The organism is Pseudoduganella rivuli (genome assembly GCF_009674485.1).
GTDB lineage: Bacteria > Pseudomonadota > Gammaproteobacteria > Burkholderiales > Burkholderiaceae_D > Rugamonas > Rugamonas rivuli_B.
The window spans coordinates 272049-291384 of the sequence record NZ_WKJJ01000007.1; the positions used below are offsets into that span (position 1 = coordinate 272049).

Consider the following 19336-nt stretch of genomic DNA (forward strand, 5'->3'; position numbering starts at 1 on the left):
GCGCAACGCTTCAGCCAGGATAAGGATCGATCGGCAAAATCGCGCCATCGGCATCGTAGTGCAATTCCGCCATCTTCACGGAGCGCAGGTGCGTCACGCCCTGAGACAGGCTGCTGTCGTGATAGAACAGGTACCAGCGGCCGTCGAATTCGCAAATCGAATGGTGCGTGGTCCAGCCGATCACGGGGCTCAGGATGCGGCCCTGGTACGTGTAGGGGCCGTGGATGTCGTCCGCTGTCGCATAGCAGATGCAATGCGTGTCACCCGTCGAATAGGACAGGTAATACTTGCCGCCGTACTTGTGCAGCCACGGGCCTTCGAAGTAGCGCCGCGCATGGTCGCCCGCCGGCAGCGGCCGGCCTTGCTGGTCGACGATCACCAGTTCGCGCGGCGCTTCGGCAAACTGTTTCATGTCGTCCGACAGACGGGCGATGCGCGGCCCCAGCGCCGGTTCGTGGTCCAGCGGTTCCTCGTGCGCCGCGTCATAGGCATTGTCGCGGTACTTTTGCAGCTGCCCGCCCCAGATGCCGCCAAACGCCATGTAATGCACACCATCGTCGGCCAGCACGCACGGGTCGATCGAATAGCTGCCGGCGATGGGTTGCGCTTCCGGTACGAACGGGCCGGTGGGCGAGTCGCCGACCGCGACGCCGATCTGGAACAGGCCGTCGGCCCGCTTGGCGGGGAAGTACAGGTAATACTTGCCGTCCTTGCACGCCGCATCGGGCGCCCACATCTGGCGCGCGGCCCACGGCACGTCGCGCACGTGCAGCGCCACGCCATGGTCGGTGGCCGGCGCGCCCGGGTGGTCCAGCGACAGCACGTGGTAATCCTCCATGGCGAAATGGTCGCCATTGTCATTGAACGCGATGCCCGCTTCAATGTCGTGCGATGGATAGATGTAAATGCGGCCATCGAACACGTGGGCCGACGGGTCGGCCGTGTACAGATGGGTAACGAGCGGTGGCGCAATTTCGCGCGCGGCCAGCGCCGCGGCTTGCTCGCCTTGCAATTGGTGAGGCATGGCAGTCCAGTCTTGAGTCAACAGTAGGGAATCCGGGTCAGGCGGCTTTCAATGTGCGGCGCGCGGCAAGGTCGCGTTCGATCTGCACTTCCATGCTTTTCCTGATTTCATAGAAGGCCAGGCAAACGACCGACAGCAGGAATGGCGCCGAGGCGTACAGGCTGACGGCCACGCGGATGCCATCGACGGTGGCGGGCGCCTGCTGCGCCGCCTGCGCGTCATAGCCATAGTGCGACAACAGGCCGGCCACCAGCGCGCTGCCGATACTCAGGCCCGCCTTCAGGCCGAAGATAATGGCGGAGAACAGCAGCGCCGTGGCGCGGCGGTGGTTTTTCCACTCCGAGTAATCGGCCACGTCGGCAATCATCGCCCACAGCAGGGGAATCGTGATGCCGTAAAAGAAGCCGTGCGCCACCTGCGACGCAAACACCAGGCCGATGGCATGTGGCGGATACACGCAGAACGCCAGCATGAACAGCGTAGCCACCAGCAGCGCGCCGCCAAACGTATTGCGCTTGCCGAAGCGGTCCGCCAGCGGCTTGGAAAAGCCGATGCCGACGATCATGAACAGGATGCCGCCCGCGTTGAACAGGCTGAAGCCGGACGTGGCGGCATCTTCCGGCCACTGGAATTTGGCCAGGCCCATGCCGGTCAAGGCGTGGTTGACGCCATCGATGAAGGCATTGAAGCCGATGTCGCGCAGGAACGCAGCCAGCGCGGCTTCGTGCAAATAATTCTTGAAGTAATAGATGTACATGCCGCCCTTCAGCGCCAGGGTCACGAAGATCAGGATGGTCAGCACCAGCATGATGATCCACGGGCGGTTGCCGGCCAGGTCGGCCACGTCCTGCCTGACGGTGGAGCGCTGCGACGGCGCCGGTACGATGCGCTCGCGGGTGGTAAAGAAGGTGGCCAGGAAGCACAGAGTGCCCGCGCCGGCAAACACCATCATGGTGCGCTGGAAGCCCAGCATCTTGTCGCCGTCGCCGAGGATCAGCACCAGCGGCAGCAACAGGACCTGGATAATGAATTGCGCCACCATCACGGCCACGAAGCGGTAGGCGGACAGGCTGTTGCGCTCGGCCATGCTGCCCGTCAGCACGCCGCTGAGCGCCGCATAGGGCAGGTTGTTGGCGGAATAGACCAGCATCAGCATCACATAGGTGATGGCCGCATAGGCCGCCTTGCCGCCTGGCGCCAGGTCGGGCGTGCTGAAGGCGAGGATAGCGATCGCGCCAAAGGGTACGGCGGTCCACAGGATCCACGGGCGGAATTTGCCCCAGCGCGTGCTGGTGCGGTCGGCGATCAAGCCCATCAGGGGATTGAAGCAGGCGCCGGTCAGGCCGCCCAGGAAAATAATGGTGGCCGCGGTATTGGGCGGCAGCTTGTACACGTCCGTGTAAAAGAACGCGATGAAGGTCAGCAGTGTCTGGAAGATCAAGTTGGCGGCCAGGTCGCCGAGGCTGTAGCCGATCTTTTCAAGGGTGGGCACGGCGTCGCCCGGTTGCGTCGGTGTCATGGGGTGTCTCGTCGTAATTATTGTGCTGGTGATAGCGTATCACAATATTCAACCATAAAATGTAAAGCGCTAACATTTCTGATTGTGGCGGATTTGCCTGTAGCCGTCAACCGCTTCCTCGGAGGAGCGGAGCCCCTGTGCTACACTTCAAAAATGTCCACCGCAACCAAGAAAACCAAAGCCGGCGCTACCCGGCGCGCGCCCAGCATGTCCGACGTGGCCAAAATGGCCGGCGTGTCGGAAATGACGGTGTCGCGCGTGATGAACCACTCCGACAAAGTCCACGAAGACACGCGCAGGAAAGTCGCGGAAGCCATGGCGGCGCTGAATTACGCGCCGAACCAGATGGCGCGCGGCCTGGCCGGCGCCCGCGCCGTGCGGGCCGGCTTCATGTACAGCTATCCGACCGGTCCTTATCTGACGGAATTCCTGCGCGGCCTGCTGGCCGCGGCGACACTGAACAACATCCAGCTGGTGGTGGAAAAGTGCGAGCTGGGACAATCCGCGGTGGCGCCCACCGAGCGCCTGCTGTCCCAGCAGCTCGACGGCGTGATCCTGCCGCCGCCGCTGTGCGACATTCCCGTCATCAGCGATGCCGTGGTGGCTGCCGGTATTCCGCTGGTGGCGGTGGCGTGCGGCCCGATCGACAGCCGCATCAACGCCATCATGATCGACGACCGCCAGGCCGCGTACGAAATGACGCGCCACCTGCTGCGGCTGGGACACCGCCGCATCGGTTTCATCACGGGCAATCCCGGCCAGTCGGTGACCCGGCCACGCCTGGACGGCTACCGCGCGGCGCTGCAGGAGTTTGGCGGCGACCTGTCGCCGGAACTGGTGGCGCCGGGGATGTTCCATTACCGTTCCGGGCTGGAAGCGGCGGAAACCCTGCTGGCGCTGGCCGAACGTCCCAGCGCGATCTTTGCCAGCAATGACGACATGGCGGCCGGCGTGGTCGCCGTCGCGCACAAGGCGGGACTGGACGTGCCGGGCGATTTGACCGTCGTCGGCTTCGACGATACGGCGCTGGCCACCACCATCTGGCCCGAGCTGACGACCGTGCACCAGCCGATTGCCGACATGGCGGAGATGGCGGTGCGCTGCCTGGTCGAGCAGGTGAAAGGGATCCGGCAGCACAAGGCGGCGCCGGTGGAGCAGCAACTGGTGGACTTTACGTTGATCCGGCGGCAGTCGGATGCGGCGCCCCGGGTGCGGCCACGGACCCGGGTTGTGGCCTGAATTACGGTTTGGACTTGCCGGCGATGCGGCTCGGCGGGCGAATGCGGGGAGCGGCGTCGGACTGGCGGCGCACAAGCGTGAAGTCCATCACCATTTGCGCGGGTTCCGCATCTTCGCCTTCGCGCTTGGCGCGGATCTGTTGCACGACGAAGCGCACTGCCGCTTCCGCCATGTCGGCAATCGGCTGGCGCACCGTGGTCAGTTCCGGCCAGATCGTGGTCGCCAGCGGCGTATCGTCGAAACCGGCCACCGTCAGGTCGCCCGGCACGTCCAGTCCCATGCGGTGCGCCACGGCCACCACGGCCGCCGCCATGTCGTCATTGCTGGCGAAAATCGCCGTTGGCCGCGTCGACAGGGCCAGCAGCGATTCGGCCGCATCCAGTCCGGAACGGTAGGTAAATAAACCCTGCACGATCAATTCCGGCGCATCGGCCAGCTTGTGCGCGGCCATGGCGGCCTTGAAGCCGGCCAGGCGGCGCGCGCTGACGCTCTGGTTCGGATTGCCGGCGACGAAACCGATGCGCTGGTGGCCCAGCGCCACCAGGTGGCTGGCCATGCTGTAGGCCGCCTGGTAGTCGTCGATGCTGACGCCGCCCACGCGCGGATCGGGCGTGCCGCAAGCCACGGTGACGGCCGGCGTGCCCGCTTCGGTGATCAGGTCGATCAGTTTCTGGTCGTCGCACAGCGGCGGCGGCACGATGATGCCGTCGATGCCGTTGGCGATCAGGCGGCGCGCCTGGTCGCGCGCGTCGTCTTCGCATTTTTCCACCACCAGCTGCACATTGTTGGAGCTGGCCTGGTTCAGCAAGCCGACCAGGAATTCACTGATATAGCCCGCGCTCGGATTGCTGTACAAGAAGCCCACGCGCATCGCGTGCGAACCGGCCAGGCGGCGCGCCACCTGGTTCGGCGTGTAATTCAGCTCGGCGACGGCCGCCATGACTTTCACGCGGGTCTTTTCACGGACCTTGGCGTCGCCGTTCATCACGCGCGATACCGTCATCGGCGACACGCCGGCCAGTTCCGCCACGTCGGACATGGTCGGGGCATGGGGTTTTTGCCCGGCAACGGGCGCCGGCGCTTGCGTTGAAGGGGTTTTCGCTATTGTTTTTGTCATTGGTGTTGGCTAATGTTTGCGCTATTTATAAGGCCAGACTTTACCACAAGGGACTAGCCGTTGCCGGGTGCATAGGGGAAGCGCAGCTTGCGGTAATGGTCGAGGTCATGCGCCGGCGGCGCCACGCCGGCCGGCAGCGGCAAGCCGGAAACCGACTGGAAGTACGCGATGCAGGCGTCGCGCCACAATTGCGCATTGGCCGCCTGGCGTTGCAGGCGCGCCGCGGTTTCCGCATGGCGGCGCGCATCGATGGCCGGCGCCAGCGCGGCCCACTGCGCCTGCATGTCCCGCGCCTGGCGCACGCCCCGGTCGTAATGGCTGATGAGTTCCTGCCACAGCGTGCGGCCGGACGCCATCCGGTAGTCCCACGGCAAATGGTGGAACCACAGCAGCACCTGTTCCGGCGTGGTGCGCGGGTCGGCCAGTTGCGCCGCCAACGCAGGTGCATACTGGGCGATGGCATTGCTGCCGGTGGCGGTGCGGTCGAAACCGATGCCGTCCCGCGCGGTGCGGTGGTAGTACACGGGATTCCAGTCCGGGCGCTCCAGGTTGTCGACCCAGGGCGCGGGGCCGTGGTGGTGGCCGGTGCCCATCATGTGGTGCAAACCGAGCGGCGTCATGTAGTTGACCACGGCTTCGCGCGACACCATCATCATGCCGGTGACGGCGCCGCGCACGGCGGTATCGCGGCTGAAGGTTTGCGCGGCCCACTCGTCGGCAATGGCGCGCGCGTCGCCGCGCGGATTCCACGCCAGGCGGCCGAACGCGTACCAGTTGGCCTGGTCGAAATGCGAGCCGCTCCAGTTGCGGTCGCTGCCGATATTGGCCACGCCGGCCATGCCGGTCAGCTTGCCGGGCGCCTGTTGCAGCACATCGGCGACGCTGAGGGGAGGGCTGCCGTGGTGCGTATTGGCCGCCAGCGTTTCCTGGAACAGGGGGCCGAGATAGGCCATGTCGGTGGAAAAGCCCAGGTACTCCTTGGTGATCTGGAATTCCATCATCAGCGGCGTGCGTGGCATGGCGCCAAACAGTGGATGGAACGGTTCGCGCGGCTGGAAGTCGATCGCGCCGTTCTTTACCTGCACCAGCACGTTGGGTGCGAAGCGGCCGTCGAACGGCTTGAATTCGTCGTATGCCTGTTTGGCCCGGTCGTCGGTTTTCGTGCCGCCCGGCGCATAGACGAACGCGCGCCACATCACGGCGCCGTTGTGCGGGGCGAGCGCGGCGGCCAGCATGTTGGCGCCGTCCACGTGCGTGCGGTGATAATCCTGCGGTCCCGGCTGGCCCTCGGAATTGGCTTTGACGAGGAAGCCGCCGAAGTCGGGGATGGCGCGGTAAATCTCGTCGGCCTCGCGCTGCCACCAGGCGCGCACCTGCGGGTCGAGCGGATCGGCGGTGGCGGTTTCCTTCAATTCCAGCGGCGTGGAAAAGCGCACGGAGAGATAGACGCGAATTCCGTACGGACGGAACACGCCGGCCAGTGCCGCCGCCTTGGCGATGAAAGCGGGCGACAGCATTTCCGCCTTGGCATTGACATTGTTGAGCACCGTGCCGTTGATGCCGAGCGACGCGTTGGCGCGGGCGTAATCCAGGTAACGCGCGTCGACAATGTCGGGCAGCGCCCACCAGTCCCAGATCGACTGGCCCGCATAGCCCCGTTCCACCGTGCGGTCCGGGTTGTCCCAGTGGTTCAGCACGCGCAACTTCAGCGCCGGTGCACTGGCCGATTCCAGCGGGGCGCCGCTGGCGGCGGCGCGCAACCATGCAAAGCTGCCGTACAGCAGGCCGATGTCGCTGTTGGCGGCGATCAGGAACACATTCTTCCCCTGCAGGCGCGTACGGCGCAGCACATAGCCTTCCGTTCCCGCATCGGCCAGCGCAAGGCTGCTGCGGACCGTGTCCGGCAAGTCGGCCGCGCGCGCCAGCACCAGCGCGCCATCCGCCACAGTGTTGCCGGTGGCGGGCGCCTTGCCCAGCATGCCGGCCAGGCCGCGCTGTAACTCGGCCATGGCCGCATCGGTGGTGGGCGAGGCGGGCGCCAGCCGCACCACCGTGCGCGCCTGCGCCTGCAATTGCGCGCGCGCGGCGCCTGGCAGCGGCGCGTAGCGCAGCCACAGGGCGTAGCCATCTTCGTCGGCCGCTTGCGCCGCGGCCTGTGCCGGCGCCATGAGCGGCGTTGCGGCCAGTAGCAGCATGACGGCCAGCACCGGCAGCAGCGCCAGGCGCGCCCGTGTCATATGACGGAATACATCGCGCAAAGTACGGCGTAAAATTTCGGGCATGGAAGCTCCGGATTGGTTCAATATCATCATGGCGCGCGCGGGCTTTCCTGCGGGCCGAGGTAAGTATCGCGCAGGCCGCCCGTGTCGACCACCAGCGATTGCAGCACGATGCCGGGATCGAGTGCCCAGAAGTGCAGCGTGTGCACGCCGGGTTGGGCGATCGTATGGCGCGACTGGTGCAGGGCCGCGCCTTCGGCAACCCAGCGCTCCCAGTCCTTTTCCGTCTTGCCGGCGTGGAGATTGACGATTTGCGGCGGTTCGTCGTCGAACGACACGGCATAGCGCAATCCCGCGCCGGGCTGGAAATTCAGGGTGGGCGCCAGCGTGGCGCGGACCGTGACCGGGCCCGCGCTGTTCAATGCCATGCGGTATTCCAGGCGCATATCGGCAGGTTGCTGCGGTGCGGCCGGCAGCACACCCGGCGTGGTGGCCATGCCGGACAACGTGCGGCCATGGCCGGGAATGCGCTGCCAGCTGCGGCCGGCAGGCGCACGGGCGCCGGTATAGTGTTCCGCTTCGATGGCCACCATGCCGTCGGCTTCCAGGAAGGTGCCGGACGGCACGCCGGCGATGGTGGTGCCGGCGCGGCGTAGCGGCACGGTGACGTCCACCTGCGCGCCATCGGCATCGCGCACCGTCAAGGTGGCGGCGGCCGCATCGGCGGGCGCCTGGTCCCACAGCACGTTCACCAGTACGCGCTGTTCCCTGTCGACGGTGCCTTGCGGGTGGTCGAGCGTGATCCATGGCGCGCTGGCCGTCACGGTATAGCGCAGCGGCGCGGCACCCCGGTTGAAGACTTCGATGTAGCGGGGCTTGCGCGAGACCGCGTCCAGCGCGGGCAGGGCGGCAAGTTTGCCGTCGGCCGGCCAGGCGGCGGCGCTGCCTTCGACCGCCACGCCCAGCGCCGCCTGTGGCGGCAACGCCAGCTCGCGCACGGCGGGCATCACGTTTTCCGGCGGCTGGTTCCAGTACGTGTAACCGATATGGGTCTGGTCCATCATGTGGTTCCACTTGCCGCCGCTGGTGTCGAGGTTGTAGCGGCGCGACAGCGCGGCATCCTCGGCAAACAGGGCCCGCACGCGGGCCGCCATGTCGTTGGCCGCGCTGCGGCCCTGGCGTGCATACAGCGCGTTCAGGCCGGCGCTGACGTACATGGCGTTGACCACGGCTCCCGCCTTGACCGGGTGCAGCACCAGCTGGAAGTAGGCGTCGCGCTGCGCGGCGGGCAGTTTTGCGTATAGGGCTTCGGCGCGCGCGGCCAGCGCTTCATAATCGCGCGCGATGCGGCGCGCCTCGTCGTCGTGCACCAGGCTGTACGTCGTCGGCGACAGCATTTCCGGCTTGCGGCGGCTGTTGTATTGCGTATAGGTGGCGACGATGGCGGCAATGTCCGCCGCATGTTCCGTGCCGAATTCGCGCGCGGCCCACTCGCGCAAATAGCCATCCATGCGTTCCACCGTCATGGCTTGCGGATTCCACGCCTGCGTCAGGAAGAATTCAATCGGCACTTCCATTGGTTTCAGGTCGCCGACATTGACCACCCACATGCGGCGCGCATCGTATTCCCACGCCAGGTTCATCTGTTCCCAGATTTTCGGGATCGGCGTCACGTTGATCCATTTATACGAGCGTGGGCCGCCCACGTAATCGAAGTGGTAATAGACGCCGGCGCCGCCGCTGCGGGCGCGTTCGGCCGCGGTCGGCAGGCGGCGGATATTGCCCCAGTTATCGTCGCACCACAGCAGCATCACGTCGTCCGGCACGCGCATGCCCAGTTCATAGTATTGCTGCACTTCCTTGTACAGCGCCCACAGTTGCGGCACCTGCTCGACTTTCGGGTTGATTTCGCTGGCGATCAGCTTGCGCTGGTCCGCCACGATGCGCTCCAGCAGGCTGGTATTGGCGTCGGCCGACATCGGCTCGTCGCCGTCGCCGCGCATGCCGATGGTGATGACCTTGTCGTAGTCGCGCGTCTGGCGCAGGCCGCCGCGCCAGAATTCGCGCAGTGTCTCGCTGTTGCGCGTGTAATCCCACGGGCCGCTGCCCTGGCGCTTCCATTCCTGCTGGGCGCGCATCATGGGTTCGTGGTGCGACGTGCCCATGACGATGCCGTAGCGGTGCGCCAGTTCGCCGTTGCGCTTGTCATCGTCAAAGAAGGCCGAACCCCACATGGCGGGCCACAGGTAATTGCCCCGCAGCCGCAGGATCAGTTCGAAGACTTTTTCGTAGAACGCGTGGTTGTAGCCGCCGAAGCGCTCCTTGGCCCAGTTGGTCAGCGCGGGCTGTTCATCGTTGAGGAAAATGCCCCGGTATTGCACGGCGGGCGCGTCGCTGACGGTATCGGGTGCATGGGCGAACACGCTGTCATGGCGTGGCGTCGGTACGTCTGCCCACCAGTACCACGGCGAGACGCCGATTTGTTCCGACAGCGTATAGATGCCGTAGATCGTGCCGCGCCGGTCGCTGCCGGCAATCACCAGCGCGCGCTCGACTCCTGGCAGCGGGTTGGCCACGGTGCGCAGTTGAAAAGCTTCCCACTTGCCGCGCAACGCTTTGGCGTCGATGACACCCTTGGCCGCCAGCTGGTCGATCAGCGCGCTTTTTCCCAGCGTGCCGATAATCACGATGTCCTTGCCGCGGATTTGCCGGTCCAGACGCAGCGCCGGCGTCAACGTGGTGACGCGGCGGATATCGGCCTGCAGGTCGGCCGCCGCACGCAGCACGCCGGGATCGTCCGACGGATCGGCAAACAGCACGGCTGCCTTGCCGTGTTCCGCCAGCGCCACCGCTTGCGGGGCGGGGCGCGTGAACGACGCCACGGCCGGCTGGCCGATGGCCCAGGCGGGTAACGCGGGCAATGCGGCGGCCAGCAGCGCCAGAGCGGCAAACAGGCGCGGCAACTTCATGAAGGCGGTCATGGACGGACCTTGCAAGGCTGGTTCAGCACGGACAGGGGCACGGCGTCAGCCAGCGCGCGGTAGCCGGCGGCCGATGGGTGCAGGCCGTCGCCGGAATCGTAGGCTTTATCCATGTAGGCCGGCCGCGCCGGATCGCGCAGCGCGGCGTCGAAATCCACCACGTGGTCGAAAACGCCGCTGTTGCGGATCCAGTCATTCAGCGCCACGCGGTCTTCTTCATTTTCCTTTTCAGGATGGTAATAGCCGCTGCCGGAATAGGGCGTGACCGTGGCGCCCAGTAGGCAGACGCCATGCGCGTGGGCCTGGTCGGCCAGTTGGCGGTAGGCCGACTGCATGTCGGCCAGCAGGCGCTGGCGGTCGGCCGGCGTGTCGGAACCGTTGCGGTGCTGGCCGCCCATGTCGTTGACGCCGATGAATACCAGTGCGTGGGTGACGCCGGCGCGTCCGGTCACGTCGCGCAGGAAGCGCGCGGACAGGTTCGGGCCCAGGCCGTCGCGCAGCAGGCGCCCGCCGCCGATGCCCGCGTTGACCACGCCCACCGGCAGGTTTGCCGCGCGCAGGCGGCCGGCCAGGACGTCGGTCCAGCGCGTATTGCTGTCGTTGACGACGCCGTAACCATCCGTGATGGAGTCGCCGATGGCCACAAAGGCGCGGGTAGCGGCGCCGGCCAGCACTTCCACGTCGCTGATGACGTACCAGCGCGGTACCGCCTGTGCCTCAGGCCAGGCGGCATCGGTTACGCGGTTGCCGGGCAACAGGTAGCTGCTGGTACGGGCGCCCGGGTGGCCGGTCTGGCGCGCCGGTTCGCCCTTGAAATGCAGGGAAATGGCGACGTCGACGCCGGCGGCAACGGGCAAATCGACGGGATCGCTGTAAAACTCGGCGCCGGCCGGGATCAGCACCTGGCCGCGGCCATTGAATTTCAGCGCGCGCAAGGTAGCGCCGTCCACGTCGGCCTTGCCCAGCCTGGGCGCCAGCGCCACGCTGGCCGCTTCTACCTGCAGCGGGGCCGTGCCGAAGACATTCGACAGGCGTATCCGCACCCGCTGGCCGCCCAGCGACAGCCGCACCACCTGGCGCAGGCTGCTGTCGCGCCAGTGCTGCGCCGGCAGCACGTTGTCGCCCTCGGCCACCAGTTGCGCCGTGCCCCAGGCGGCAACCCAGTGCTGCGGTTCCGCGGCCGCCGCCATGGTAGCGCCCAGCAGGCAGAGCGATGCCAGCGTGCTTTTTATAATAAACGTTATTGTTTTAATAGTTTTCATCAGGTCGTCTCCGCTTGCCTTGGTATGGGTTGACTTGCGCAACCAAATCCTTCAAACTCGAAAAATGTTAGCGCTATTTATTTTAGGGTATGAAAATGGTTGACGCAACAAATTCAAATGTTACTAACACTCCGGTGATCACCCGGATGCGCGTGATCCCGGTGGCGGGACGCGACAGCATGCTGTTGAATCTGTGTGGCGCCCATGCCCCGTTTTTTACCCGTAACCTGGTGTTGCTGGAAGATAGCGCGGGCCGGACCGGCATGGGGGAAGTGCCGGGCGGCGCCGGTATTTTGCGGGCGCTGGAAAATGTGGTCGCGCTGGTCGAGGGCACGCAAGTGGGGCGTTACAACCGCACGTTGCAAAGTTTGCGTACCAGCATCGCTAACAAAAATGTGAGCGGTCAACAATACCAGGTGACGTCGGCCGCGGAAGCCGCCGTGCTGAAGCAGCCGCACGAAATCAACCTGCGGCTGGAAAACGTGGTGACGGCGGTGGAAGCGGCCTTGCTGGATTTGCTGGGCCAGCACCTGGGCGTGCCGGTGTGCGAATTGCTGGGCACGGGCCAGCAGCGCGACCAGGTGCCGATGCTGGCTTACCTGTTCTACGTGGGCGACCGTAACAAGACGGACCTGGATTACCTGCCGGGCAAGGGCGCGTCCGATGACTGGTACCACCTGCGCTGCGAGGAAGCGCTGACGCCGGACGCGATAGCCGACCATGCGGCGGCGTGCGTGGCGCGCTACGGTTTCAAGGATTTTAAGCTGAAGGGCGGCGTGATGCGGGGCGAAGACGAGATGGCGGCGGTGGCGGCCATCAAGGCGCGCTTCCCCGACGCGCGCGTCACCCTGGACCCGAACGGCGCCTGGTCGCTGCGCGAAGCGGTGGACCTGTGCCGTGGCAAGAACCAGTTGCTGGCCTACGCGGAAGACCCGTGCGGCCCGGAAGACGGGTACTCGGGCCGCGAAATCATGGCCGAATTCCGCCGCGCCACTGGTATCGCTACCGCGACCAATATGGTGGCCACCGACTGGCGCCAGATGGCGCATTCGCACTTGCTGGGCGCGGTCGATATCCCGCTGGCCGACCCGCATTTCTGGACCATGCAAGGCTCCGTGCGCCTGGCGCAACTGTGCGCCGACTGGGGCCTGACGTGGGGATCACATTCGAACAACCACTTCGACGTATCGCTGGCCATGTTCACCCACGCGGCAGCGGCGGCGCCAGGCCAGATCACGGCCATCGATACCCACTGGATCTGGCAGGAAGGGCAGGAACGCCTGACCGTCGAGCCGCCGCGCATTATCAAAGGCTGCGTGGCCGTGCCGGACGCGCCGGGCCTGGGCATTGCGCCCGATATGGAACGCATCGAAGCGGCCCATGCGCTGTACAAACAAGTCGCCACCACGGCGCGCGATGACGCGATGGCCATGCGCTACCTGGTGCCCGGCTGGACTTATAACCCGAAAAAACCGAGTTTTGCAAAGGATTGAACATGACGATGGAATCGAAAGCGGCAGCTGATTTGACGGCTTATTTGACAGATCATCTGCCGGCCGACCTGGAACGCGCATTGCTGGTGGGCCGCGTGTGGCGCGACAATGTGGGACCGTGCGTGGTGGTGGTGCGCGCAGGCCAGGCGTTTGACATCACGGCGCAGTGCGCCACCGTGTCGGACTTGCTGGAACGCGACGACTTGCTGGACTTCGTCCGCAGTGCACCGGGCGAAGCGCTGGGGCCCGCCTCCGCGCTGGTCGATGCCGCCGTTGGCCGGAAAGAGGGCGTGCCGCGCCTGCTGGCGCCGTGCGACTTGCAGGCCATTAAAGCCTGCGGCGTGACGTTTGCCGTCAGCCTGCTGGAACGCGTGATCGAAGAACAGGCGGGCGGCGACGCGGCCCGCGCCGACGCGCTGCGCGCCAGCCTGCTGCAAGACATCGGCAGCGACTTGTCGGCCATCAAACCGGGCTCGCCGGAAGCGGAAGCGCTGAAAAAGCAATTCCAGGCACGGGGCGCGTGGTCGCAATACATGGAAGTGGGTATCGGCCCGTATGCGGAAGTGTTTTCCAAGTCGCAGCCGATGTCGGCGGTGGGCCTGGGGGCGGACGTGGGCCTGCACCCGGAATCCCACTGGAACAATCCGGAACCGGAAATCGTGCTGGCCGTGACCAGCCGCGCGCAGGCGGTGGGCGCCACGCTGGGCAACGACGTCAACCTGCGCGACATCGAAGGCCGCAGCGCGCTGTTGCTGGGCAAGGCCAAGGACAACAACGGTTCCTGCTCGCTGGGTCCGTTCATCCGCCTGTTTGACGAACATTACACCATCGACACCGTGCGCCAGGCCGAAGTGCGCCTGCGCATCGAAGGCGTGGAAGACGATTTCGTGCTCGACGGCGAATCGCGCATGCGTGAAATCAGCCGCGACCCGCTGGACCTGGTGGCGCAGACTTGCGGTCCGCACCACCAGTACCCGGACGGCTTCATGCTGTTCCTCGGCACCATGTTCTCGCCGATCAAGGACCGTGGCGCGAAGGGCGCCGGCTTCACCCATAAACTGGGCGACAAGGTCAGCATCAGCAGCGGTGCACTGGGCACGCTGGTCAACCATGTCCAGCGCAGCAATACCATCGCGCCGTGGACCTTTGGCGTGCGCGCCCTGTATGCCAACCTGGCGCAGCGCGGCCTGCTGAAAGGCGCACAATGAATCCGGCCGTGAATCACAAGCGCCAGCCGATGGCGTACGCGACCTATCCCAGCCTGGCCGGCCAGCGCGTCCTGATCACGGGCGGCGGCACGGGTATTGGCGCCACCTTGGTCGAGGCCTTCGTGCGCCAGGGCGCGCAGGTGGCGTTCGTTGATATCGCGGTGGAAGCGTCGCGCGCATTGGAAGCGTCGCTGGCGGCGCGGGTTGGCCAGGATGGCATTCAACATGCGCCGCGCTTTTATCCGTGCGACTTGACGGACCTGGATGCGCTGGCGGCCACGATGGCGCGGATCGAACAGGACATCGGCACGGTGCAGGTGCTGCTGAACAACGCGGCCAACGACAAGCGCCACACGGTGGAAGAAGTGTCGCCGCAATACTGGGATGACAGCCTGGCCGTCAACCTGCGCCACCAATTCTTTTGCGCGCAAGCCGTGGCGCCGGGCATGAAGGCGGCCGGCACCGGCGTGATCCTGAATTTCGGTTCGATTTCGTGGTACCTGGCGCTGGGCAACCTGACGTTGTACATGACGGCCAAGGCCGCGATCGAAGGCTTGACACGGGGACTGGCGCGCGACCTGGGCGCGGACGGCATCCGCGTCAATTGCGTGATCCCCGGTTCCGTGCGCACGGAACGGCAAATGACGCTGTGGTATTCGCCGGAAGCGGAACAGCAAATCCTCAACGCGCAATGCCTGCCGCAGCGGGTGGAACCGGAAGACGTGGCGGCGCTGGCGCTGTTCCTCGCCTCCGATAACGCGGGCCGCTGCTCGGGCCGCGATTACTTCGTCGACGCGGGATGGTACGGCGCATGAGCATGAACAGCCATATCCCGGAATGTATCTGGCCGCTGGGCGCGACACTGGCTGAAGGGCCGTTCTGGCACGCGCAGCAGCGCGCGCTGTATTTTGTCGACATCAAGGGCCATACCGTGCACCGCTGCGCCGAAGACGGCAGCGCGCGCACCACGTGGACCTTGCCGGACCAGGTGGGCTTTGCGCTGCCGATGATCGATGGCGGCCTGCTGTGCGGCTTGCCGGGCAAGGTGGTGCGCTTCGATCCGGCCAGCGGCGAATTGCAAACGCTGTTCACGCTGGAAGCGGACATGCCGGGCAACCGCAATAACGATGGCTATATCGATACGGCCGGACGCCTGTGGTTCGGCACCATGGACAACGGCGAAAAGGCCGCCACCGGCGCGCTGTACCTGTGGGATGGCAAGCGCCTGCAGCAAAAGGATGACGCGTACATCATCACCAATGGCCCGTGCGTCAGCCCCGACGGCCGCACGTTTTACCACACCGACACGCTGGCGAAGCAGATATACGCCTTCGACCTGGCGCCGGATGGTACGCTGTCCAACCGCCGCGTGCTGATCCGCACTGCCGCACCGGGCCACCCGGACGGCACCGCCATCGATGCGGAAGGCACGCTGTGGGTGTCGATGTTCCGTGGCGCCCGCATTGACCGCTATGCGCCCGATGGCACGCTGATTGGATCGATCCCGATGCCGTGCTCGAACATCACCAAGATCACGTTCGGCGGCGCCGATTTGCGTACGGTGTTTGTCACCACCGCCCGCAAAGGGCTGACCATCGATGAATTGAGCCGCGAACCGCTGGCCGGCGGCATTTTCCGCTTCCGCGCGGATGCGCCGGGTCTTCCACAAAACCATTTTTTGGCAGAACACTGACATGACCGACAATAACAAGCCAGCGCGCCGATTCCGCTCGCAAGACTGGTTCGATAATCCCGACCACATCGACATGACGGCGCTGTACCTCGAGCGCTTCATGAATTACGGCATCACCCCGGAAGAATTGCGCTCGGGCCGCCCGATTATCGGCATCGCGCAAAGCGGCAGCGATATCAGCCCGTGCAACCGCATCCACCTGGAACTGGCCAAGCGCGTGCGCGACGGCATCCGGGACGCCGGCGGCATCGCGATGGAATTTCCCTTGCACCCCGTGTTTGAAAATTGCCGCCGTCCGACCGCCGCGATCGACCGCAACCTCGCGTATATGGGACTGGTGGAAATCCTGCACGGCTATCCGATCGACGCGGTGGTGCTGACCACCGGCTGCGACAAGACCACGCCGGCGCAGCTGATGGCGGCCGCCACGGTCGACATTCCCGCCATCGTGCTGTCCGGCGGTCCGATGCTGGACGGCTGGATGGACGGGGAACTGGTCGGTTCCGGCGCGGCGATCTGGAAAGGCCGCAAGCAACTGGCGGCGGGACAGATCGATAACGAAAAATTCCTGCAGATTGCCGCCGCGTCGGCGCCGTCGGCGGGCCACTGCAACACCATGGGCACGGCATCGACGATGAATGCGCTGGCCGAGGCGCTGGGCATGTCGCTGACGGGCTGCTCGGCGATTCCCGCGCCCTACCGCGAGCGGGGGCAGATGGCTTATGAAACCGGCAAGCGCATCGTCGCCATGGCGCATGAGGATTTGCGGCCATCGAAGATGCTGACGCGCGACGCGTTCCTGGACGCCATCGTCGTCAACGCGGCGATCGGCGGCTCGACCAATGCGCAGCCGCACATCATGGCGATGGCGCGCCACGCGGGGGCGGAACTGCATCCGGACGACTGGATGGCGTACGGCCACGACGTGCCGCTGCTGCTCAACATGCAGCCTTCCGGCAAATTCCTCGGCGAGCGCTTCCACCGCGCGGGCGGCGTGCCCGCCATCATGTGGGAGCTGGAACAGGCGGGCAAACTGCGCTCGAACCGCCCGACCGTGACGGGCCGCACGATGGCGGAAAACCTGTCGGGCCGCGAAACCAATGACCGCGAAGTGGTGTATCCGTATGCCGCGCCGCTGCGCGAACATGCCGGTTTCATGGTCTTGAAGGGCAACCTGTTCGACTTTGCCATCATGAAGACGTCGGTGATATCCGAACAGTTCCGCTCGCGCTACCTGAGCCGTCCAGGCCATGAAAACGTATTTGAATGCCGCGCGGTCGTGTTCGAGAGCTCGGACGATTACCACCAGCGCATCAACGATCCGGAACTGGGCATCGATGAAAATTCGATCCTCGTCATCCGCGGCGCGGGGCCGGTGGGCTGGCCCGGTTCCGCCGAAGTGGTCAACATGCAACCGCCGGATGCGCTGATCAAGCGGGGCGTGATGAACTTGCCGACCCTGGGCGATGGCCGCCAGTCGGGCACGTCGGATAGCCCGTCGATCCTGAACGCGTCGCCGGAAAGCGCCGTGGGCGGCGGACTGGCGTGGCTGCGCACGGGCGACATCGTGCGCGTGGACTTGAACCAGGGCAGCTGCAATGTGCTGGTCAGCGACGAGGAACTGGCCGAACGCAAGAAAGCCGGCGTGCCGGCCGTGCCGCCGAGCCAGACGCCGTGGCAGGAACTGTACCGCGCGACGGTGGGGCAACTGGCCAGCGGCGCCTGCATGGAACTGGCGGTGCCGTATCGCGGTGTCGCGGAGAACATGGCGCGGCACAACCACTGACGGTAGTCACTGACGCACCGTGTCAACGTAGGGCGGTTTCCGCGCAGCGGAACCCGCCGTGCACGCGTCGCGTTGACGCATGCTGGCGGCTTTGTAAAAGCCGCCCTACCGAGTGACGTCTCACTTGAGGAAGCGGAACGTCGGTTCGATATTCTTTGAGTGCAGGTATTGCACGATCTCTTCCAGCGTGGCGTCTTTCAGCAACAATCCGGCCGGAGCAACGCTGCGCACCGGCGCGGGTGCCGGCGCTGAACCACGTAGCTGTCCCCACAAATCGGCAAACTGCCCGGCGGAGATGCTGTGCAATCCCTCAATGAACGCCGCCTGTCCGGCCAGCGGCGGCGCAATTTCCAGTCCGGACCCGTCGGCGAACGACGCTCCCATGCCCGGGTGTATGAACGCGCTCCAGCGTTCCGTGTCCGGGTGCTGGCACGGCGGCAGCGGGACCTCGGCGTCCACGGCTGGAATGTCCGGCATCACGGCGGCGCGCAGCGACGCCACCAAAGCCCGCATCTCCGCCTCGGTAACCGGCTGTTCCAGCGACAGCCACAAACAGTAACCGTCGTCGCCCGACACGCTGACAGCGGGGGCGGGCAGGCCGAACCGGGTTTGCAATTCATTGGCCACGTCGCACAGGCGGCTCCAGTGGTGGCCTTCGCCGTGGTCGCGCATGACGGGGAAGGACAGGGCGGCGGCGCGCACGCCGCCATTCGCGTCCGCCAGGGCCAGCGGCGCCAGGCCTGCCATGTGCGCCTGCAACGCGTCCTCGGAGACGGCGCCCGAGGGCAGGTACAGCCTGGCCAGCTCTGAGTTCAATTTTTCCATGGGCGAAGCATAACACCGGCCGCCAAATGTCGTATCATGCCGGTCGACATCCGGCGGCTCATCTAGACAACTGCCGCCGCAGCTTTTTGTGAACATTTATGCAAATCCAAATCAACGATACCCTGCGCGCCTATATCGATCCACTGACCGAGGCGGAATATACGGCGCTCGAACGCAGCATCCTGGCCGAAGGCTGCCGCGATGCGCTGGTGCTGTGGAACGACGTGCTGGTGGACGGCCATAACCGTTATGCCATCTGCCAGCAGCACGGCATCCCGTTCAAAGTCACGCAAAACACCACATTCCGCAGCATGGAAGACGTCATGCTGTGGATGATCGACAACCACCTGGGCCGCCGCAGCGTGACGGATTTCCAGCGCGGCGTCCTGGCGCTGCGCCGCAAGGATATCCTGGAAGCCCGTTCGGCCGAGGCGGCCGCGCAAAACGCCGAGGAAGACGCAAAGATCGCGCCGCCGGAACCGACCGCGGCGGAAGAGGCGGCCGTTCCCGCCAAGGTGCGCACGTCGCGCGAAGACGTGGCGCGCGCGGCGCGGCTGTCGACCGCGACCATCAGCCAGATCGAAAAAATCCAGAAGCAGGCCACGCCGGAACTGGTGGAGGCGGTCCGCGCCGGCACCATTTCCATCAATGCCGCCGCCACCGTTGCGTCGCTGCCGCAGGAAGAGCAAGTGCTGGCGGTCGCAGGCGGTAAAAAGCAATTGCAACAGGCCGCCAAGGAAGTGCGCGAACAGCGCGCCGCCAACCGTCCCGCCAAACAGCCGAAGGAAGACAGCGCGGAAGCGCTGGCCGCGCCGGCCGCATCGCTGTCCGAAGTGGAGTTGCTGCGCGCCGAAGTGGCCCGCCTGACCGAGCGTAACGCCCAGTTGCGCGCGGAAAACGCGGAACTGCGGGAACGCATCGCGTCGCTGGTCGACGCGTCGTAATGACAGGCCGGCAGCCAGCGCCGGCC

At 65.6% G+C, this 19336-nt stretch carries 14 protein-coding genes; 7 read left to right on the plus strand and 7 right to left on the minus strand.

Going from position 1 to position 19336, the window contains the following annotated elements; genetic code table 11:
• Positions 1-10: 10 nt before the first annotated feature.
• Entirely contained in the window at positions 11-1024 is a 1014-nt protein-coding gene (locus tag GJ700_RS13335; protein WP_154374482.1) for a glycoside hydrolase family 43 protein, read from the minus strand.
• Positions 1025-1061: 37 nt separating this feature from the next.
• Positions 1062-2543, minus strand: coding sequence for an MFS transporter (locus GJ700_RS13340; RefSeq protein ID WP_154374484.1), 1482 nt, complete (start codon positions 2541-2543; stop codon positions 1062-1064).
• A 153-nt stretch (positions 2544-2696) separates the two neighbouring features.
• On the opposite strand from GJ700_RS13340, the gene GJ700_RS13345 reads away from it, so the two are divergent.
• Positions 2697-3782: a LacI family DNA-binding transcriptional regulator gene (locus GJ700_RS13345; protein WP_154374486.1), complete on the plus strand. Its 1086-nt coding sequence runs from the start codon at positions 2697-2699 to the stop codon at positions 3780-3782.
• Between the two features lies 1 nt (position 3783).
• Here the strand turns inward: GJ700_RS13345 and GJ700_RS13350 are convergent, their stop codons facing one another.
• Genes GJ700_RS13350 through GJ700_RS13365 form a run of 4 tightly spaced genes read right to left on the minus strand, consistent with a single transcriptional unit; the run spans position 3784 to position 11361 of the window.
• Positions 3784-4899 carry a LacI family DNA-binding transcriptional regulator gene (locus tag GJ700_RS13350; protein WP_154374488.1) on the minus strand — a complete coding sequence of 372 codons (1116 nt, stop codon included), beginning with the start codon at positions 4897-4899 and terminating at the stop codon, positions 3784-3786.
• Positions 4900-4952: 53 nt separating this feature from the next.
• A complete protein-coding gene (locus GJ700_RS13355; RefSeq protein ID WP_229506982.1) occupies positions 4953-7181 on the minus strand; it encodes an alpha-glucuronidase family glycosyl hydrolase in 2229 nt (742 codons plus the stop codon).
• Positions 7182-7207: 26 nt separating this feature from the next.
• On the minus strand, positions 7208-10099 hold the full coding sequence (locus GJ700_RS13360; RefSeq protein WP_154374490.1) for a glycosyl hydrolase 115 family protein: 2892 nt from the start codon (positions 10097-10099) through the stop codon (positions 7208-7210).
• Positions 10096-11361 (minus strand): SGNH/GDSL hydrolase family protein, encoded by a 1266-nt coding sequence (locus tag GJ700_RS13365; protein WP_154374492.1) that lies wholly within the window; start codon positions 11359-11361, stop codon positions 10096-10098. The genes GJ700_RS13360 and GJ700_RS13365 overlap by 4 nt, the downstream gene beginning before the upstream one ends.
• Positions 11362-11456: 95 nt before the next feature.
• On the opposite strand from GJ700_RS13365, the gene GJ700_RS13370 reads away from it, so the two are divergent.
• From GJ700_RS13370 to GJ700_RS13390, 5 genes are read left to right on the plus strand one after another with little or no spacing between them, the layout of a single operon-like run.
• Positions 11457-12854: an enolase C-terminal domain-like protein gene (locus tag GJ700_RS13370; RefSeq protein ID WP_154374494.1), complete on the plus strand. Its 1398-nt coding sequence runs from the start codon at positions 11457-11459 to the stop codon at positions 12852-12854.
• A 2-nt stretch (positions 12855-12856) separates the two neighbouring features.
• Positions 12857-14062, plus strand: coding sequence for a fumarylacetoacetate hydrolase family protein (locus GJ700_RS13375; RefSeq protein ID WP_229506983.1), 1206 nt, complete (start codon positions 12857-12859; stop codon positions 14060-14062).
• A gap of 29 nt (positions 14063-14091) precedes the next feature.
• Complete coding sequence (xylB, locus tag GJ700_RS13380; RefSeq protein ID WP_154374650.1) at positions 14092-14877, plus strand: D-xylose 1-dehydrogenase; 786 nt, start codon at positions 14092-14094, stop codon at positions 14875-14877.
• Between the two features lie 2 nt (positions 14878-14879).
• On the plus strand, positions 14880-15755 hold the full coding sequence (locus GJ700_RS13385; RefSeq protein ID WP_154374496.1) for an SMP-30/gluconolactonase/LRE family protein: 876 nt from the start codon (positions 14880-14882) through the stop codon (positions 15753-15755).
• A 1-nt stretch (position 15756) separates the two neighbouring features.
• Positions 15757-17541 carry an IlvD/Edd family dehydratase gene (locus GJ700_RS13390; protein WP_154374498.1) on the plus strand — a complete coding sequence of 595 codons (1785 nt, stop codon included), beginning with the start codon at positions 15757-15759 and terminating at the stop codon, positions 17539-17541.
• Between the two features lie 120 nt (positions 17542-17661).
• On the opposite strand, the gene GJ700_RS13395 is transcribed toward GJ700_RS13390, so the two are convergent.
• Positions 17662-18366, minus strand: coding sequence for a hypothetical protein (locus GJ700_RS13395; RefSeq protein ID WP_154374500.1), 705 nt, complete (start codon positions 18364-18366; stop codon positions 17662-17664).
• A gap of 98 nt (positions 18367-18464) precedes the next feature.
• Between GJ700_RS13395 and GJ700_RS13400 the strand changes: the two genes are divergently transcribed.
• Complete coding sequence (locus GJ700_RS13400; RefSeq protein ID WP_154374502.1) at positions 18465-19310, plus strand: hypothetical protein; 846 nt, start codon at positions 18465-18467, stop codon at positions 19308-19310.
• Positions 19311-19336: the final 26 nt, after the last annotated feature.

Coding starts and splice junctions, on each gene's coding strand:
- GJ700_RS13335 (WP_154374482.1), bottom strand. CDS start 1,024: ATGCCTCACCAATTGCAAGGCGAGCAAGCCGCGGCGCTGGCCGCGCGC.
- GJ700_RS13340 (WP_154374484.1), bottom strand. CDS start 2,543: ATGACACCGACGCAACCGGGCGACGCCGTGCCCACCCTTGAAAAGATC.
- GJ700_RS13345 (WP_154374486.1), top strand. CDS start 2,697: ATGTCCACCGCAACCAAGAAAACCAAAGCCGGCGCTACCCGGCGCGCG.
- GJ700_RS13350 (WP_154374488.1), bottom strand. CDS start 4,899: ATGACAAAAACAATAGCGAAAACCCCTTCAACGCAAGCGCCGGCGCCC.
- GJ700_RS13355 (WP_229506982.1), bottom strand. CDS start 7,181: ATGCCCGAAATTTTACGCCGTACTTTGCGCGATGTATTCCGTCATATG.
- GJ700_RS13360 (WP_154374490.1), bottom strand. CDS start 10,099: ATGACCGCCTTCATGAAGTTGCCGCGCCTGTTTGCCGCTCTGGCGCTG.
- GJ700_RS13365 (WP_154374492.1), bottom strand. CDS start 11,361: ATGAAAACTATTAAAACAATAACGTTTATTATAAAAAGCACGCTGGCA.
- GJ700_RS13370 (WP_154374494.1), top strand. CDS start 11,457: ATGGTTGACGCAACAAATTCAAATGTTACTAACACTCCGGTGATCACC.
- GJ700_RS13375 (WP_229506983.1), top strand. CDS start 12,857: ATGACGATGGAATCGAAAGCGGCAGCTGATTTGACGGCTTATTTGACA.
- xylB (WP_154374650.1), top strand. CDS start 14,092: ATGGCGTACGCGACCTATCCCAGCCTGGCCGGCCAGCGCGTCCTGATC.
- GJ700_RS13385 (WP_154374496.1), top strand. CDS start 14,880: ATGAACAGCCATATCCCGGAATGTATCTGGCCGCTGGGCGCGACACTG.
- GJ700_RS13390 (WP_154374498.1), top strand. CDS start 15,757: ATGACCGACAATAACAAGCCAGCGCGCCGATTCCGCTCGCAAGACTGG.
- GJ700_RS13395 (WP_154374500.1), bottom strand. CDS start 18,366: ATGGAAAAATTGAACTCAGAGCTGGCCAGGCTGTACCTGCCCTCGGGC.
- GJ700_RS13400 (WP_154374502.1), top strand. CDS start 18,465: ATGCAAATCCAAATCAACGATACCCTGCGCGCCTATATCGATCCACTG.